General features: G+C 76.3%; 13 protein-coding genes. 4 read left to right on the top strand and 9 right to left on the bottom strand.

Features of this window, described 5'->3' with window-relative positions; translation table 11 throughout:
- Positions 1 to 78: 78 nt before the first annotated feature.
- Both NP075_RS00600 and NP075_RS00595 read right to left on the bottom strand, forming a co-directional pair.
- Entirely contained in the window at positions 79 to 861 is a 783-nt protein-coding gene (locus tag NP075_RS00600; protein ID WP_227563780.1) for a M50 family metallopeptidase, read from the bottom strand.
- Positions 858 to 1541, bottom strand: coding sequence for an LmeA family phospholipid-binding protein (locus NP075_RS00595; RefSeq protein WP_227563779.1), 684 nt, complete (start codon positions 1539 to 1541; stop codon positions 858 to 860). The genes NP075_RS00600 and NP075_RS00595 overlap by 4 nt, the downstream gene beginning before the upstream one ends.
- A gap of 192 nt (positions 1542 to 1733) precedes the next feature.
- On the opposite strand from NP075_RS00595, the gene NP075_RS00590 reads away from it, so the two are divergent.
- Positions 1734 to 2150, top strand: a complete 417-nt coding sequence (locus NP075_RS00590) for a hypothetical protein (protein WP_227563778.1) — start codon at positions 1734 to 1736, stop codon at positions 2148 to 2150.
- A gap of 39 nt (positions 2151 to 2189) precedes the next feature.
- Here NP075_RS00590 and NP075_RS00585 read toward each other — a convergent pair whose 3' ends face one another.
- The 7 genes from NP075_RS00585 to NP075_RS00555 form a co-directional block, all read right to left on the bottom strand.
- Entirely contained in the window at positions 2190 to 5300 is a 3111-nt protein-coding gene (locus NP075_RS00585; protein WP_256791355.1) for an AAA family ATPase, read from the bottom strand.
- On the bottom strand, positions 5300 to 6469 hold the full coding sequence (locus NP075_RS00580; RefSeq protein WP_227563776.1) for an exonuclease SbcCD subunit D: 1170 nt from the start codon (positions 6467 to 6469) through the stop codon (positions 5300 to 5302). Before NP075_RS00580 ends, NP075_RS00585 begins: the two co-directional genes overlap by 1 nt.
- Positions 6470 to 6525: 56 nt before the next feature.
- On the bottom strand, positions 6526 to 6879 hold the full coding sequence (locus NP075_RS00575; protein ID WP_227563775.1) for an STAS domain-containing protein: 354 nt from the start codon (positions 6877 to 6879) through the stop codon (positions 6526 to 6528).
- 198 nt (positions 6880 to 7077) lie between these two features.
- Positions 7078 to 7596, bottom strand: a complete 519-nt coding sequence (locus tag NP075_RS00570; RefSeq protein ID WP_227563774.1) for an aminoacyl-tRNA deacylase — start codon at positions 7594 to 7596, stop codon at positions 7078 to 7080.
- A gap of 44 nt (positions 7597 to 7640) precedes the next feature.
- Positions 7641 to 8204: a hypothetical protein gene (locus tag NP075_RS00565; protein ID WP_227563773.1), complete on the bottom strand. Its 564-nt coding sequence runs from the start codon at positions 8202 to 8204 to the stop codon at positions 7641 to 7643.
- A 42-nt stretch (positions 8205 to 8246) separates the two neighbouring features.
- Positions 8247 to 8402, bottom strand: coding sequence for a hypothetical protein (locus NP075_RS00560; protein WP_227563772.1), 156 nt, complete (start codon positions 8400 to 8402; stop codon positions 8247 to 8249).
- The gene (locus tag NP075_RS00555; protein WP_284439908.1) at positions 8380 to 8703 is read right to left on the bottom strand and encodes an ATP-binding cassette domain-containing protein; all 324 of its coding nucleotides are present in this window, start codon (positions 8701 to 8703) and stop codon (positions 8380 to 8382) included. The genes NP075_RS00560 and NP075_RS00555 overlap by 23 nt, the downstream gene beginning before the upstream one ends.
- A gap of 208 nt (positions 8704 to 8911) precedes the next feature.
- Between NP075_RS00555 and NP075_RS00550 the strand changes: the two genes are divergently transcribed.
- From NP075_RS00550 to hrpA, 3 genes are all read left to right on the top strand, one after another.
- On the top strand, positions 8912 to 10693 hold the full coding sequence (locus NP075_RS00550) for a lipase family protein (protein WP_227563771.1): 1782 nt from the start codon (positions 8912 to 8914) through the stop codon (positions 10691 to 10693).
- A gap of 76 nt (positions 10694 to 10769) precedes the next feature.
- Positions 10770 to 11495 carry a DUF1361 domain-containing protein gene (locus tag NP075_RS00545; protein WP_227563770.1) on the top strand — a complete coding sequence of 242 codons (726 nt, stop codon included), beginning with the start codon at positions 10770 to 10772 and terminating at the stop codon, positions 11493 to 11495.
- Between the two features lie 168 nt (positions 11496 to 11663).
- The gene (gene hrpA, locus NP075_RS00540; RefSeq protein WP_227563769.1) at positions 11664 to 16103 is read left to right on the top strand and encodes an ATP-dependent RNA helicase HrpA; all 4440 of its coding nucleotides are present in this window, start codon (positions 11664 to 11666) and stop codon (positions 16101 to 16103) included.
- Positions 16104 to 16223 lie beyond the last annotated feature (120 nt).

Raw genomic sequence — 16223 nt, 5'->3', positions numbered from 1 at the left:
CTGCAACCTGCCTGGGCGCCCGCCGGGGTGCACATCGGTCCACAGAGGGGCACACCGTCCCAAACGTGAACAGGCGGTTCAGGCGGGCCAGGCGGCCAGCAGCAGAGCACCGCCGGCGACCAGGAAAACGCCTCCCACCAGCAGGAACACCCCCGCCCAGACGACCGCGGGGACGTGGGTCAGGCCCGCCAGCAGCCCCGCGTCGGACTCGTCACGTCCGCCGCGACGACGGACACGCCGACGTTGCGTCTGCATCTCGATGACCGCGCGTGGCGCGCCCAGCAGGAAGAACCACGTGAGCCCCGCCGCGACGATGCTCTGCACACCGGCGGGCGCCCACACCGTCACGGCGACGAGTGCCGCGCCGCTGACGAGCACCGCCCACAGGCCGTACCAGTTGCGGATCTGCAGCAGCACGAGCAGCACCACGACGAGCAGCAGCCACAGCACGCCGAGCGCGTACCCCCGGGACAGCAGCCACGCGGCCGCCAGCCCGAGCACCGCGGGGCCGGGGTAGCCCGCCGCGACGGTCGCCACCATGCCGGGGCCGCGGGGCCGGCCGCGGGAGACGGTCAGGCCGGACGTGTCCGAGTGCACCCGGATGCCGGACAGCCGCCGGCCGACGAGCACGGCGACACCGGCGTGCGCGGCCTCGTGCACGATCGTCAGGCCGTGGCGCAGCAGGTGCCACACACCCGGCACGGTGAGCGCCGCGAGGACCACGGCACCGACGACGACCACGGTCGTCCGGTCCGGCGCGGGCTGCGGCGTGGTGACCTGCTCCCAGAGGGCGGCGAGACCGGTCGCGGGCGGGCCCGAGGTCGCGAGGAGCACCGCGGCCGTCGTGCCGGCGACGCTCACGGGGCCCGCTCCAGCACGACGTCGGCACCCGTCGCGGTGAACCGGACCCCGTCCGGGACCACGACGGCCTGCTCGAGGACGATCCCGGCCGGGAGCCCTTCCAGCGGCACCTCCACGCCGACGAGCTGCTCCCCGATCCGCCCCGGCAGCTCGTCGACCTGGAGCGTGGCGGCCCCGAGCGTCACGTCCTGCACGTCGACCAGCAGGCGGCCGTCCTCGACGCGGGGGACCAGACCGGCGGTGAGCTCCATGCCGAACAGGTCGCCCGACGCACGCAGCACGTCACCGTCGACCGTCACGTCGAGCGACGCCCGCTCGGCCACGACCTGCTCGACGGACGACGTGGGCACCGTCCCCTCCAGGCGGACGGTCCCGACGCGGTGCGGGGCCTCGAGGGACACGTCGTGCGCGTCCACGGCCACGTCGGTGACCAGCAGGCCGTCGAGGGTGACCCCGGTCGCGGTCGCGCTGACGTCGCCCAGGGAGCGCGCGAGCAGCTGGGTGAGGAACGGGAAGCCCTCGATCCGCACGTCGGGGGTGCCCTCGACGTCCAGCTCCCGGGTCACGATGCTCACGGCCTCGCCCTCGGCCCTGGTGCGCGCGTAACCGTCGACGACGTACGCCCCCGCACCCAGGACGACGAGCACCACGACACCCCCGACCAGTCCCTTCGCACCCATGCGTTCCCCGTCCGTCGTCGCGTCGCCCCGGGGCGTCCGCCGTCGCCCGGCGGTCCGTCCGGGGCACACCGTAGGTGGCCGACGGGCGCGACGCCCGCTCGGCGCCACCCGCTCCCCCACCTGGGCCGAATACATGTGGCGCACGTCACACGCGCTGCCTACGCTCGAGTCACGTACTGCGGAGGACGCGCGATGATCTGGGCTCTCCTCATCCTCAGCTCGGTGGCTCCCACCGTGCTGCTGTGCGCCCTGTGGACGCTGATCCCGTCGCCGGACGAGCCGCGCCGCTGGCGCGTCGTGCTGGCCGAGCGCCTCGAGTCCTTCGCGGGACGCCTGCGCCGCCGCCGGGACGTCCCGTACGACCCGTTCCTCACGCTGCGGGTCCAGGAGCGCCTCGGCGCCGTGGCCGACCACGTGCGCCGGCTCGAGGAGGACGAGCGGACGTTCGCGCGGGCCGAGCGGATCATCGCCTCGCAGCTCGCGTACGACCAGCTGCTCGCGGAGGCCTGCGGGCTCGCGGGGGTCGAGGTGCGGCCGGCGGCGCGGGGCGACGCGCACGAGCGCTTCCGTGAGGAGGTCGAGCTCGCGGAGCGTGGCTGGACCTGGTGAGCCGGGAGCCCGGGCCGGGAAGGTGCGGCGGACCGGCCCTCAGCCGGCCAGCACCGTCAGCGTGCTGGGCCCGCCCGGGGTGGGTCGGACCTCGATGCGGTCGGCGACGGCCTGCTTCAGCGCCTCGACGTGGGAGACGATCCCGACGACGCGGCCCCCCTGGCGCAGGCGGCCCAGCTCGATGAGCACCTGGTCGAGGACGTGCGGGTCGAGAGCGCCGAACCCCTCGTCGACGAACAGGGTGCCGAGCTCGACGCCGCCGGCCTCCGCCGTGACGACGTCGGCCATCCCGAGCGCGAGGCAGAGCGACACGTAGAAGGTCTCGCCGCCCGAGAGCGTGCGCGGGTCACGGGAGCGTTCGGTGCGGTGGTCGACGACGCGCATGGCGAGACCGACGGCCCGGGCGCGCACGTCCTCCTTCTCGTCCGACCGCACGAGCTCGTACCTGCCGTCGGACATGACCGCGAGCCGCTCGTTGGCCGCGGCCACCACGTCCTCGAACCGGCGGCCCAGCACGTACGTCGCCAACGACAGCGCCTGCGCGTTGTCGGACCCCGTGCCGGACGCGAGGTTCGCCATGCGCGTCACGGGCGCGGCGGCCGCGACCGCGGCGTCGACGGCCTCGGCCGCCCGCCGCACCCGCTCGGCGGCCTCACCGGCCGCCTCGGCCCGCGACGCGGCGACGTGGGCACGGCCCTCCGCGTCGGCGGAGGTCTGGCGCGCGGCGGCCTCGGCACGCTGCGCGGCGGGCACGTCGACCTCGACGTCCTCGGGCAGCGCGACGAGGTCCGGGTCGCCCAGCCCTGCGGCGACCCGCGCGACGTCGGCCGCGTGCGCGACGACGCGCCGTTCCAGCGCAGCGAGCTCGTCCGGGGCGCACCACGCGGCGCGGGCCGCGGCGTCCCCCTCGAAGCCGTGCTCCGCGAGCGCGGCGTCCAGCTCGTGGCGGCGACGACCGGCGTCGGCCGCGGCCGCACGCACGGCGTCGAGCGCGTCGAGCAGCGCCACGGCGTGACGCGCCCGCGCGTCGAGGGCGCCGTGCCGGGCGACGACCGTCGGGTGGTCACCGCGGGCCTCGACCACCTCGGCCTCGGCGCGCGCCAGCGCGTCGCGCTCGGTCTCGAGCGTGACCTCGGCGGTCCGCACCTGCCCGAGCACCTCGTCGCGCAGCGCCTCGCGACGACGCGTCGCCGCGTCGTGGGCGTCGAGCTGCGCATCGAGGGCGACGACACGGGCCGCCGCGGCCGCGACCGCCGCGACCTCGTCCTCCGCGTCGCGCAGCGCGGCGGCGGCGGACGCGGCGTCGTGGTCGCCCGTGCGCGCCGCGAGCCCGTCGACCCGCTCCGCCAGGCCCGCTCGGCGGGCGCCGAGCTCCGCGACCCGGCCTTCGGCCGCCGCCCGCGCCTGCTCGGCGGCGAGCACCGCCTCGGCCGTCACGTGGTCCGCCCCGACCGTCGCGGGCGCCGGGTGCTCGCACCCGCCGCAGACCGGGCACGCCTCACCGTCGACGAGCCCGGCCGCGAGCTCGCCGGCCAGGCCGGCCACGCGCGCGGCCCGCAGACCGGCCTCGCGCGCCACCGCCGCGCGCGCGCCGTCGGCCGCCTCCGCGAGCTCCGCCTGCGCCGCGGCGAGCGCGGAACGGGCCGTGACCAGCGCGGTCACGTCCGCGACCAGCACGCGGGCGCCCGCCCGGGCCGCCTCGGCCGCGTCCGCGCGGCCCGCACGCACCCGCGCCTCGTCCCGCTCCGCGACGAGCGACGAGCGAGCCGCAGGGCGTCCCGCCAGCCAGTCGTCGGCGGTCGCCACCTCGGCGCGCAGGTCGTCGAGCACCGCCGCGAGGTCCCGGACGGCTCGCCGCCTGCCCGTCAGACCCGCCTCGATCTCGACGGCCCGGCGCAGCGACGCCGCGGCGTCGGCCGCCGCGTCCCGTTCCGCCCTCAGGTGGGGGCGCCACGCCTCGAGCACGTGCACGTCGAGCTCGTCGGACTCGTCCGGTCCGCCACCGCGCGCGAGGCCGGCCGTCGGCAGCAGGTCGGCGGGGGCGGCGTCCGCCACGGCGACCCACGACTTGGCGGCCGCCTGGTGGGCCGTCCGGGCGTCCTGCCAGCCGGTGAGCAGCGGCCGGACGGCGGCCGCGGCGCGGGCCAGCCCCAGCCGCCGGACGTCGTCCTCGTGCCGGTCGGCCACGGACTCCAGCAGCGTGCGCTCCGCGCGCAGCGCCTGGCGCCGCGCCGCGAGCGCCGCGGTACCGCGCGCCTGCTCGTGCGCCGTGCGGGCGGCCTCGCAGGCCTGCCGCGCGACGGAGGCGTCCCGCGCGAGCCGATCCGCCGCCGCGTCCAGGGCCGAGGTGGTGGCGGCCACGACCGCACCGACGCGCGGCGCGACGGGAGTGCCGACGACCGCCTCGTCGAGCGCCGCACGCGTCACCGCGGCCTCGTCCGGCGCCAGCGCGCACGCACCGAGCAGGTGGGCCACGGCCTCGCCGAGCGCCGCACGCGACGCCTCGACCGTCCGCGCCGCCTCCGCGCGCAGCGCGGCCAGACGCTGCTGCATCTGGTCGTACACCTGCGTGCCGAAGATCTTCTGGAGCAGGACCCGGCGCTCCTCGCCCGTCGCCCGCAGGAACCGCGCGAACTCGCCCTGCGGCAGCACGACGGTCTGGACGAACTGCGAGCGGTCCAGCCCGACGATGCGCTGCAGCTCCGCCCCCACCTCGTCGAGCCGGGTGCCGAGGAGCACGCCCACGCCGTCGAGGGCGTCCGGCCCGCCGGACACGTCCGCGTCGGCGGGCAGCCGCCACGCCTTGACGCTCGCCTGGGCCGTCGTGGTGCCCGTGCCGCGCCTCTTGGCCCGCTGGTACGCGGGCGTGCGCCGCACGCGGTAGACGCCGGACGGCACCTCCAGGACGAGGTCGACGACGCTCTCGACGTCGTCCGCCGCGTACGCGGAGCGCAGCCGCTCGTCCGACGCGTCGGCACCCGCGACCTTGCCGTAGAGCGCGAACACGACCGCGTCGATGAGCGTGGACTTGCCGGAGCCGGTCGGCCCCTCGAGCAGGAAGAGCCCCGACGAGCCGAGGGCGTCGAGGTCGACGGTGTGCCGGCCGGCGAACGGCCCGATGGCCTGGACGGTGAGCGAGCGCAGGTGCATCAGGCGCTCCGCTCCGCGCCGGCGACGTGCTCGTACGCGTCGCGCAGCACCCGGCGCTCCGCGGCCGTCGGCAGGGCCCCGGTCACGTGCGCGACGAAGTCCGCGGCCACCTCGACCGGGTCGGCGGCCGCCGTCACGAGGGCCGGGCGCGTGGCGCCGGTGTCGGGCCGGTCGGGGTGGTGCTGCACGACGAGCGCGTGCGCGAAGCGCTGCCGCACCCGGCGGAACAGGTCGGCCGGGCGGGCGGGGTCGGTGACGGTGACGCGCACCCAGTCGTCGACGTGCGGCTCGCCCGCGGCGCCGAGCAGGTCGTCGAGCGTGCCCGTCACGTCGGCCAGGCGGCGGGGCACCGGGGCGGGCAGCGTCGTGACCTGCGGCTCGTCGCCCGACAGGTCCACGAGGACCGACGACTTGGCCTGGTGCTGCTCGGAGAACGAGTACGCGAGCGGGGAGCCCGAGTACCGCAGGACCGTCCCGGCGGGGCCGTTCACGACCTGCGGGCCGTGCAGGTGCCCCAGCGCGACGTAGTCGGTGCCGGCGAACACGTCGGCCGGCACGTGGTCGACGCCGCCGACGCGGATGTCCCGCTCCGACTCGCTGGCCCGCCCGCCCACGACGAACGCGTGCGCCGCCACCACGACCCGCGGCCGCGCACCGCCCCGGCGCGCGTCGACGTCGGCCCGCACGCGTGCCATGGCCGCGCGCGTCACGGCCTCGTGGGACCGCGCGAGCAGGGTGCGCGTGCCGTCCTCGCCGACGGGCGCGAGCTCGGCCCGGCACACGTCGGGGTCCAGGTACGGCAGGCCGTAGACCAGCGCGCCGCCGACCTCGACCGGCTCGGCGAGCGACGCGACGCGCGTGCGCAGCCGCACGCGCTCGCGCATGAGGGCGGACCCGAAGCCCAGGCGCGTCGCGGAGTCGTGGTTGCCGGACGTCACGACGACGGTCGTGTGCTCGGCGAGACGCGCGAGCGTGTCGGACAGCAGCGTCACCGCCTCGACGGGCGGGATGGCCCGGTCGTACACGTCACCCGCGACCACGACCGCGTCCACGCGCTCGGTGCGGACCACGTCGACCAGGTGGTCGAGGTACGCGGACTGGTGGTCCAGCAGGTCGACCCCGTGCAGGGTCCGCCCCAGGTGCCAGTCCGACGTGTGCAGCAGCCGCATGCCCGGAACGTAACCGAGCCCTCCGACATCGCCGCGGGCGACCCGCGGCGGGTTCGTCACTCGTCGTCGGGGATGGCCGCGCCCATGCCGACCATGTCGAGCAGGTCGCGCAGCACGCGCTGCGGGTCGTGCAGCGCGAGCGGGACGCCGGCCTCGGAGGCCGCCAGGTGCAGCTGCAGGACGAACGCCACACCCGAGGAGTCGACGAACGACGCGCGGGACGCGTCGACCACCAGCGGCAGGCCGCTCATGAGGGCGATGCCCATGGCCGCCGACGCCGACTCGCGCAGCGACGCGTCGACCTCCCCGACGAGGCACACGACGGCACGGCCGTCGCGGTGCTCGACGCGGATCTCGTGGTCGTCGGGTTCGGGGATGCGTTCGTCCGTCGTGCTGGTGAGCTGGGTCATGGCGCTCGTGCTCCTCGTGCCTGGGGTCGGTACGTCGTCGTACCGGGGTGCGACGGGCGGGGGAGAACGTACCCGTCGTCGCCCACAAGGGCGCGGTGGACAGCCCTACGCCGTCCCCAACACGCGCACGGCCGAACGTGTTCCCCTCGGCCTACGTGCCGCTCACCTTCGCGGGACCCGCCCTGGTCCGGGTCCCGGTCAGCCGTCCTCGCTGACGTCCGCGACGGTCGCGCCCAGCGCCCGTACCAGGTCGTCCGTCGCGAGCTCGATCCCCACGCCGTGCCCGCCGCCCCCGATCGACACCCGCCGCCCCGTGGCGCGCCGGTCCACGACCACCGGCCACGTCCGCGTCGTGCCGAACGGCGTGATCGTGCCGCGCTCGAAGCCCGTGACCTGCTGCGCGACGACCGCGTCCGGCATCGACAGGCGGCTGACGCCCAGCAGCGCGCGCAGCCGCGGCCAGGAGATCGTGCGGTCGCCCGGCAGCAGGACGAGCAGGAAGTCGTCGTCGCCGCGCCGGACGACGATCGTCTTGACCAGGTCGGCCGGGTCGATGCCACGCGCCGCAGCCGCCTCCGCGAGCGAGCCGACGCGCCCGTGCCGCGTGCGGACGTAGGCGAGGCCGGCGGCGTCGAGCGCCGCGACCGTGCGGCGCTCGCCCTCGGTGCGCAGCTCGGTGTCCGGTGCGGCGGTGGGGCCGGGGGTCGCGTCGCTCACGTGCCCACGGTAGCGACGCGGGCGCGACCGGTCCGGGGCCGCCGTCAGGCCAGGGCGGCGACGAGCGCCGCGACCAGCGCCAGCGGCAGCACCACGGCCACCGCGACGAGCCACCGGCGACCCCTGGGCGGCGGCGGGAGGGCGTGCTCGTCGGCCGGCCGCGGGTCGGTCTGCGTGGCGAAGAGACCGAGCCAGTCCTGCTCCGGCGTCCAGCGCTGCTCGGGGGCCGGCGCGGGGTCGGGGATCCACTCCTCCTGCGGCTGCCACCGCGCGGGCAGCGGACGGGCGCGCGTCGGCGCTTCGGGCTCGGGACCGTCGGACGCCCACGGGTCGCGCTCATCGCGCAGCCCCTGACCAGCACGGCGGCGGGTGGCGGGGTCCGCGGTGGGCCACCCCGCGGAGGCCACCGCGTCCACGGTGGGGAACGGCGGTCCCGCGCGCCGCACGAGCGCGCGTCCCACGTCGTTCGCCCACGCGGACCCGTGCGCGTCGCGAGGCTGCCGCGGGCCCGGGCTCGGGGGCGGCCACGGCTGTGCGAGCACGGCGCTCCCGTCGATGTCGACGGCGATCCGGACGAATCGCCCAGGGGCCAGCATGCCGTGCTCCACGGTCGGACGATGCCCGGATCACCCGAAAGGGTGAGAATTCTCTCATCGACGTGCGGGCCCCGCGGCCCTCCCGTCGACGACCTCGAGCGTCGGCCCGTCCCAGCGCCGGCGCAGCCACCGGTCGTGCGTCGCCACGACCACCGCGCCCGGCGCCGCCTCCAGCGCGTCGGTGAGCTCACCCGCGAGCGCGACGGACACGTGGTTCGTCGGCTCGTCGAGCAGCAGGACGTGCGGCGCCCGCACGCTCGAGGTCGGCCGCGATCGTGCGGACGTCCGCCAGCGCACCCTCGACGACGTCCGCGACGCTCGCCGCCGGTTCGAGGTCCGGCTCCTGGCCGAGGTACCCGAGCCCGGCGGGCCGCTCGAGCGTCCCGCTGTCGGGGTCGTCGACGCCGGCGAGCAGCCGCAGCAGCGTGGACCTGCCGACGCCGTTCTCGCCGACGAGACCGAGGCGGTGGCCGGGGTCGGACGTCGAGGTCGACGCCGCCGAGGACGACACGGCCGTCGAAGGACCGGACGAGGGAGCGGGCACGGAGGACGGGCGGGGTCATGCGATCACCACCCTGCTGCACCCGGAGCGCGCTCGACGGGTGCGGGGAGCCGGACAGGACTCGGGGCAGGGGTTCAGCTCAGCACGTGACCACGATCTCCCCCGGCGGCCCGGGGCGTCCACGGGACATCCCGACGCCCCCGGCTACCTTCACCCCATGGACCAGCCCGCGCGGCGCACGCGCCCGGCCACGCGGTGGGCGCTGCTCGTCGTCTCGTCGCTGGCGGTGCCCGTGGGCGCCGTCCTGGCGCTGCGGCCGTTCGTGTCCCTCGCGGTGCTCGTCGTCGCGGTCGTCGCAGGGCTCGCCGCGCTGGGGGTCGTCCACCTGGTGGCGGACCGCCCGGCCGCCGCCTCGGACGCGGGCGCGGCGGCACGCTGGTGGTGGCTCGCCGGCGTCGCGTACCTGCTGGCCGCGGCCGTCGTGGTCGCCTGGCCGGGTCCGACGATCGCGGTGCTGGCCCGCGTGGTGGGCGTCGCGCTCGTCGTCGACGGCGTGCTCGACGTCCTGGCCGCCCGGCGGGCCCACGGCACCGGCCGGGCGAACGCCGCGCTGTCGGGCGTGACGTCGGTCGTGCTCGGCGTCCTGGCACTCGCGTGGCCCGACGTGACCGTGCTGGTCGTGGCCGTGCTCGTGGGGATCCGCGTGCTGGTGACCGGCATCCGCGGCGTCGCGGCCGCGCTGCGCGGCACGTGGCGGCGCGGCCCGTCGCGGCAGGACCGCCGCGCCCGGCCGGGACGCGGGCGGCTCGTCGTGAACGTCGCCGCGCTCGTCGCGACGCTCGCCCTCGCCGCGGCCGGCGTCGCCCTCGACGGTGGCACCGCCCGCCCCGACGACTTCTACGCCGCACCCGCCGACGTCCCGGACGCCCCCGGGCGCCTCCTGCGCAGCGAGCCGTTCACCAGCGCCGAGATCCCTCACGGCGCCACCGCGTGGCGCATCCTCTACTCGACGACGCGCGGCGACGGCACGCCGACGGTCGCCTCGGGCCTGGTCGTCGCACCGGACACGGCGACCGGTGACGCCCGCGAGCCCGCGGACGTCGTCGCGTGGGCGCACGGCACGACGGGCGTCACGCCCGGCTGCGCACCGTCCGTGCTGCCCGACGGCCTCGCCGCCGGCGCGCTGTTCGTCCAGGACGACGTGCTCGCGCAGGGCTGGGCGCTCGTCGCGACCGACTACGCGGGTCTCGGCACGGCGGGTCCGCACGCCTACCTCGTCGGGGAGCCCGCCGCGCACGACGTGCTCGACGCCGTCCGCGCGGCGCACCAGCTGGACGACGTGACGCTCAGCGACCGGAACGTCGTGTGGGGCCACTCCCAGGGCGGCGGCGCGGCGCTGTGGACGGGGATCGTCGCGCCGGACTACGCGCCCGACGTCGACGTCCTCGGCGTAGCGGCGCTGGCGCCCGCGTCGAACCCGACCGCGCTGCTCGCGCACCTGCCCGACGTGTCCGTGGGCGCCCTGTTCGCGTCGTACCTGGCCGAGGGCTACGCCGCCACGTACCCGGACGTGCGGTTCGCCGACGTCGTGCGGCCGGGTGCCCGGACCGTCGTGCGGGAGATGGCGCACCGGTGCCTCGCCGACCGCGGCGTCGTCGTGTCCGCGCTGACGGCGCTGCTGCTCGACCAGCCCGTGTGGGCGCACGCCGACCCGTTCACCGGGGCGTTCGGCGACCGGCTGACGCAGAACGTGCCGTCCGGGCCCATCGACGCACCGCTGCTGGTCGCCCAGGGCACGGCCGACTCGATCGTCGTCGCGTCCTCGCAGGACGAGTACGTGGCCGCCCGCTGCGCCGCCGGGTACGCGGTCGAGCACCGCGCCTACGACGGGCTCGACCACGTCGCGCTGGTCGAGGCGGACTCCCCGCTGGTCCCGGACCTCCTCGCGTGGACGCGCGACCGGCTCGCGGGGGCGCCGGCCACCGACACCTGCCCCTGACGGTCCCCGCGCGCCCGTCCCTGGAGGACGGGTGCCCGTGCCGCCATGATGGGCGCTTCCGGACGAGGGAGTACGCGTGCTGACCAGCCTCATCATCGGCGTCCTGCTCATGAACGTGTTCGCCGCCGCGCTGGTCGTCGCACGGGCGCCCGTCTACCGGACCCGGCTGTACCGGCCGATGCTGCTCAACCTCGTGCTGTCGGTCGCGCCGCTGGTGGTCCTCGGGCTGGCGGTCGTCCTGGTGCTGCCGCTGATCGTGGTGGGCGTGCCGCGGCCGGCGGTGTGGGCCGTCGCCGTGGTGCTCGGCCTGGTGTGGCTGCTGCTGCTGCCCAACTCCGGCTACCTCATCACCGAGCTCAACCTCAACCACCGCCGCAAGGGCGAGCGCGTGCCCGAGTGGTACGACGTGCTGCTCGTGCTCGTGCTGGCGATGTCCGGCGTGCTGACGACCGTGCTCAACGTCTTCCTCATGGTGCTGGTGCTGCTCGTGGTCGGCGGGAACGACACCGCGGCCCCGCTGGCCGGCACGACGGCACGCGTCATCGAGGGCGTGCTCCTCGTGCTCGTCGCGTTCGGCATCTACCTGGGCCGGCACGTGCGCCTGAACTCCTGGGACGTCAAGCACCCCACGCACCTCGTCCGCAAGGTGCTCGGCCACCTGCGCGGGCCTGGCGCCGTCGGCAACGCGATCGGCTTCACCCTGCTCGGGGCCGTGTTCTTCGCGCTCATGTACCTGGTGATGATCGGGCCCGTGGTGCAGGGGCTCGTCGACGTGGAGTCGGTGCGGCAGAGCACGTCCTGACGTGCAGGCCACGCAGGCGCCGCTGCCCGCGATACGGGACGACCGGTCCGCGAGACCGGGCTGACGTCGCTCATGAGGTCGGATGAGTGAACTCAGCCCGGTCTCGCGCGGCACGTATCTCGGTATTCGGCGTGAGGGTCCCCGGACCGCCTGGGAGGATGGTGGGTCGTGAGCACGTCCGACCCCCTCCCCGGCGACGTCCGCACCGACGACGCCGGCCCCCCGGCCGACGACGGCGCGGCGTCGCGTCGTCGTGCGCCGCGACGGCGGGGCGGTGGCCGCGGCCGACAGGACCCCGGGTCCGGCGGCACGGACGGACGACGCGGTGAGGGCCGCCGGCGCGGATCCGGCAAGGACGACCCGGGACGCGCGGCAGCACGCGACGCGCACCTCGCGCGCACCGCCGAGGCCCGCGCCCAGGTCACCCTCCCGCCGATCGTCTACCCCGAGCAGCTCCCCGTCTCCGCCCGCCGCGAGGAGATCGCGGCCGCCCTGCGCGACCACCAGGTCGTCGTCGTCGCAGGCGAGACCGGCTCGGGCAAGACGACGCAGATCCCGAAGATCGCGCTCGAGCTCGGCCGCGGCCGCGCCGGCCAGATCGGCCACACCCAGCCCCGCCGGATCGCGGCGCGCACGGTCGCGGAGCGCATCGCGGACGAGCTGGACGTCCCCCTCGGCGGCGTCGTCGGCTACCAGGTCCGGTTCACCGACGAGTCGTCCGACTCCACGCTCGTCAAGGTGATGACCGACGGCATCCTGCTCGCGCAGATCCAGCGCGACCCGATGCTGCGGATGTACGACACGCTCATCATCGACGAGGCGCACGAGCGCAGCCTCAACATCGACTTCATCCTCGGGTACCTCACGCGGCTGCTGCCGCAGCGGCCGGACCTGAAGCTCGTCATCACGTCGGCGACGATCGACTCGGACAGGTTCGCGCGGCACTTCGCCGGCCCGCCGACCGCGGAGCACCCCGACGGCGTCCCGGCCCCGGTCGTCGAGGTCAGCGGCCGCACGTACCCGGTCGAGATCCGCTACCAGCCGCTGTCCCCCGACGACGGCCCGGACCGCGACATGGTCACGGGCATCACCGAGGCCGTCGACGAGCTCATGGCCGAGGGGCCCGGCGACATCCTCGTGTTCCTGTCCGGCGAGCGGGAGATCCGCGACGCCGAGGACGCGCTGCGCGGCTCGCTCGGCCCGCGCGTCGACCCGAAGCACCCGAACGGCGTCGACATCGTCCCGCTGTACGCGCGGCTGTCCGCCGCGGAGCAGCGCCGCGTCTTCGAGCCGCACACGCGCCGGCGCGTCATCCTGGCGACCAACGTCGCCGAGACGTCGCTGACGGTGCCGGGCGTGCGGTACGTCGTCGATCCCGGGACCGCGCGCATCTCGCGGTACTCCAAGGCGACGAAGGTGCAGCGGCTGCCGATCGAGCCGGTCTCGCAGGCGTCGGCCAACCAGCGGTCGGGGCGGTCGGGGCGTGTGGCGCCCGGCATCGCGATCCGCCTGTACTCGCAGGAGGACTTCGAGTCCCGCCCGGAGTACACCGAGCCGGAGATCCTGCGCACGTCGCTGGCGTCGGTGATCCTGCAGATGATCGCGGTGGGCGTCGTGACGTCCCCGGACGAGGTCGTCGACTTCCCGTTCGTCGACCCGCCGGACGTGCGCTCCGTGCGCGACGGCGTCGGGCTGCTGACCGAGCTGCACGCGCTGGAGGAGGTCCACGGCCGCACGCGCCTGACCGAGACGGGCCGCCAGCTCGCCCAGCTGCCCATCGACCCGCGCCTCGCGCGCATGGTCGTCGAGGCCGGGCGCCGCGGCGTCGCGCGCGAGGTGCTCGTCATCGCCGCGGCCCTGTCCATCCAGGACCCGCGCGAGCGCCCGGCCGAGTCCCGCGAGACGGCCGACGCCCTGCACCGCCGCTTCGCCGACCCGTCGTCCGACCTGCTCACCTACCTCAACCTGTGGACGTACCTGCGCGACCGGCAGCGCGAGCTGTCCGGCTCCGCGTTCCGGCGCATGTGCAAGGCCGAGCACCTGCACTACCTGCGCGTGCGCGAGTGGCAGGACGTCGTCACGCAGCTGCGCGAGATGGCCAAGGGCCTGGGCGTGCACGCCAAGGGCGCCCCCACCCCGACGTCCGACGACGTCCCGGCGGCCGACGGGCACGGGCGCGACGGGCGACGCGACGGCGGCCGGCACACCCCGACGGGCGCACCGACGCAGGACGCCGGCACCGTCGAGCGTCCCGACGCCGTGCAGACCCGCTGGACGTGGGACGGCGACGCGATCCACCGCGCGATGCTGCCCGGGCTGCTCAGCCAGATCGGCATGCAGCTCGTCACCGACGTCGCCGCGGGCAACGCCCCCAAGGGCCGCGACGGCAAGCCGCGGCGCCCCGACGCGCGCGCCCGCAACGAGTACCTCGGCGCGCGCGGCGCGCGGTTCGCGATCTTCCCCGGGTCCGGCCTCGCACGCCGGCCCCCGTCGTGGGTGATGGCCGCCGAGCTCGTCGAGACGTCCCGGCTGTGGGCGCGCGACGTCGCGAAGGTCGACCCGGACTGGGTCGAGGAGGCCGCCGCCCACCTCGTGAAGCGCACGTACTCCGAGCCTGCGTGGTCGACGCGGCAGGGCGCCGCGATGGTCAACGAGAAGGTGCTGCTGTACGGCGTGCCGGTGGTGGCGCAGCGTCGCGTGCTGCTGGCCAAGGTCGACCCGGAGCAGGCGCGCGAGCTGTTCGTCCGGCACGCGCTGGTGCAGGGCGAGTGGACGACCCACCACAAGTTCTTCCACGAGAACCGCCGCCTGCTGGACGAGGCGGAGGCGCTCGAGGCGCGCGCCCGCCGCCGGGACCTCGTGGTCGACGACGACGCGCTGTTCGACTTCTACGACGCGCGCATCCCGCCGGAGGTCGTCTCCGCGCGGCACTTCGACACCTGGTGGAAGTCCGCGAGGCGCGCCGACCCCGACCTGCTGTCGTTCACGCGCGACCTGCTGGTCGGCGAGGACGCCGCCGAGATCGACGAGCGCGCGTTCCCGTCGCGCTGGCCGCAGGGCGACCTGTCGTTCCCGCTGACGTACCAGTTCGAGCCCGGCACCGAGGCCGACGGCGTGACCGTGCACATCCCGATCTCGCAGCTGCCACGCGTGCGGCCCGAGGGGTTCGACTGGATGGTCCCCGGCATGCGCGCCGAGCTGCTGACGGCCACGATCCGCGCGCTGCCCAAGCCGGTGCGCGTGCAGCTGGTCCCGGCGCCGGACGTGGCCCGCGCGGTCGACGCCTGGCTCGACGAGAACACCGCGTCGTGGGCGGACACCGTGCGCGCGGCGGACGCGGCGCCGTCGTTCCGCGAGCTGTTCACGCGCGCCGTGCGCGCGCTGCGTGACGTCGAGGTGCCGCCCGACGCCGTCGACGAGGAGCGCCTGCCCGCGCACCTGCGCATGACGTTCCGCGTGGTCGGGGACCGCGGCGGGGTCATCGACGAGGGCAAGGACCTGCTCGCGCTGCAGCGCCGCAACGCGGACCGCGCGCAGGACGCCGTCGCGTCGGCCGTCCGGACCGCCGTGCGCGCCGCGATGGAGGAGGCGGCCCAGCAGGCGGCCACGCCCACCACCCCCACCACCCCGGGCACCCCCACCCCGGGCGCCCCCACCCCGGGCACCCCCACCCCCCGCGTGAGAGAGCGATCCGGTCACGCCCCGGACCTCGAGCGCACCGGCCTGACGACCTGGCCGGACCTGCCCGGACCGCTGCCCGACGTGATCGAGGCCGCGACCACCGCCGGCAGCGTCGTCCGCGCGTACCCGACCCTCGTCGAGGAGGGCGCGGGCGTCGCGCTGCGCGTCCTCGCCGACGCGGGTGCCGCCGACGCCGCCGCGCGCCGCGGGCTGCGCCGCCTCCTGCTGCTCGACGTGGGCCTGGCGACGCCACGGGTGACGAGCCGGTGGACCGGCAAGCAGTCGCTCACCCTGGCGGCGTCGCCCTACCCGAGCACGGACGCGCTCGTCCGCGACGTCCAGCTCGCCGCGATCGACCGCATCGTCCTGCGTCACCTGCACGGACGCTCCGCCCGGGAGATCCGCGACGCCGACGCCTACGCGACCCTCCGCTCGGTCGTCCGCGACGCGCTCGAGGACGACGTGCACCGGGTCGTCGGCGACGTCGTCGGCGTCCTGACCGCGTGGCGCGAGCTCGACGCCGACGTCCGCGCGTCGAACAGCCTCGCGCTGCTCGCCACCGCGCAGGACGTGCGCGCGCAGGCGGCGGCGCTCGTCCACGACGGGTTCGTCTCGGAGGTCGGCGCCGACCGCCTCCCGCACCTCGTCCGCTACCTGCGGGCCGCGCGGCACCGGCTGTCCAAGGCCGCCGCCAACCCGACCCGCGACGCCGACCTGGCATGGCAGGTGCACGACGTCGAGGAGCTGTACACCGCCGCCCGCGAGCGCGCCGCCGCCGCGAGCCCCGACCCGGCGCGCACCGCCGCGCTCGACGAGGTCCGCTGGCTGCTGGAGGAGCTGCGCGTCAGCCTCTTCGCGCAGCAGCTCGGCACCCCGGTCCCGGTGTCGCCCACGCGCATCCGCAAGGCCCTCGCCGCGCTGCCCTGAGCCCGCGGGACAGGCTGAGGCGCACCGGTGGGTGACGAGGGCGTACACCTTTCGACGGACGCTCCTGCCGCGGAAGGACGAGGTCCGAGGTCATGTCGAGGGCGGACGACCCGCGAGGGT

The organism is Cellulomonas wangsupingiae (assembly GCF_024508275.1).
Classification (GTDB): Bacteria; Actinomycetota; Actinomycetes; order Actinomycetales; family Cellulomonadaceae; genus Cellulomonas; species Cellulomonas wangsupingiae.
The sequence above is the reverse complement of the archived record's forward strand: the minus strand, read 5'-3'. Positions and strand labels throughout refer to the sequence as shown.

What these genes read in the sequence shown, in the direction of transcription:
- NP075_RS00595 (WP_227563779.1), bottom strand. Translation starts at nt 1,541, where the DNA reads ATGGGTGCGAAGGGACTGGTCGGGGGTGTCGTGGTGCTCGTCGTCCTG.
- NP075_RS00590 (WP_227563778.1), top strand. Translation starts at nt 1,734, where the DNA reads ATGATCTGGGCTCTCCTCATCCTCAGCTCGGTGGCTCCCACCGTGCTG.
- NP075_RS00585 (WP_256791355.1), bottom strand. Translation starts at nt 5,300, where the DNA reads ATGCACCTGCGCTCGCTCACCGTCCAGGCCATCGGGCCGTTCGCCGGC.
- NP075_RS00580 (WP_227563776.1), bottom strand. Translation starts at nt 6,469, where the DNA reads ATGCGGCTGCTGCACACGTCGGACTGGCACCTGGGGCGGACCCTGCAC.
- NP075_RS00575 (WP_227563775.1), bottom strand. Translation starts at nt 6,879, where the DNA reads ATGACCCAGCTCACCAGCACGACGGACGAACGCATCCCCGAACCCGAC.
- NP075_RS00550 (WP_227563771.1), top strand. Translation starts at nt 8,912, where the DNA reads ATGGACCAGCCCGCGCGGCGCACGCGCCCGGCCACGCGGTGGGCGCTG.